Source organism: Faecalibacterium sp. AF27-11BH (genome assembly GCF_003603005.1).
In the GTDB taxonomy this organism is placed as follows: Bacteria; Bacillota; Clostridia; order Oscillospirales; family Ruminococcaceae; genus Faecalibacterium; species Faecalibacterium taiwanense.
Map to the genome: position 1 here is coordinate 1 of NZ_QVGS01000027.1, position 443 is coordinate 443.

The 443-nt window shown below is 59.4% G+C and carries 1 pseudogene; it reads right to left on the reverse strand.

Annotated elements, in window-relative coordinates:
* Positions 1-443: pseudogene (locus DWY76_RS13630) on the reverse strand (DNA primase); the annotation flags it as partial.

A 443-nucleotide genomic window follows, 5' to 3' on the forward strand; every position in this document is an offset into this window, starting at 1 on the left:
ATCGGCACGGGCAAAGCGGTTGTTCTCCACTTTCTGGACGCTGCCGTTGCTGGCGGCATCTCCCATGAGCCGCTTGAGCACCAGCCCGATGCGGGACTTGCCCTCGCCGCCCTTGCCGACAATGAGCATCATCTTCTGCCCCTTGGTGCTGGGGATCAGGCAGTAGCCCAGATATTCCTGCAAGGTGGGGATGTCGGCATCGTCCAGCAGCTCGTGCAGAAAGGTCAGCCAGCGTTCCGGGTTGGATGCCTTGGGGTCGTACTTCACCGGCAGGCGGTTCTGACAGAACAGGCGGCTCTCTTGAAAAGAGCCGTCCGACAGATGGTACACGCCGTTCTGGAGGTGGATGCAGTCCTGTTCGATGGGGAACGGGTCGGAAAAAGCCAGCAGCTTGATGGTCTCCAGAATGTTGGTGACTTTTTTGGACAGGCCGGAGGTGACAT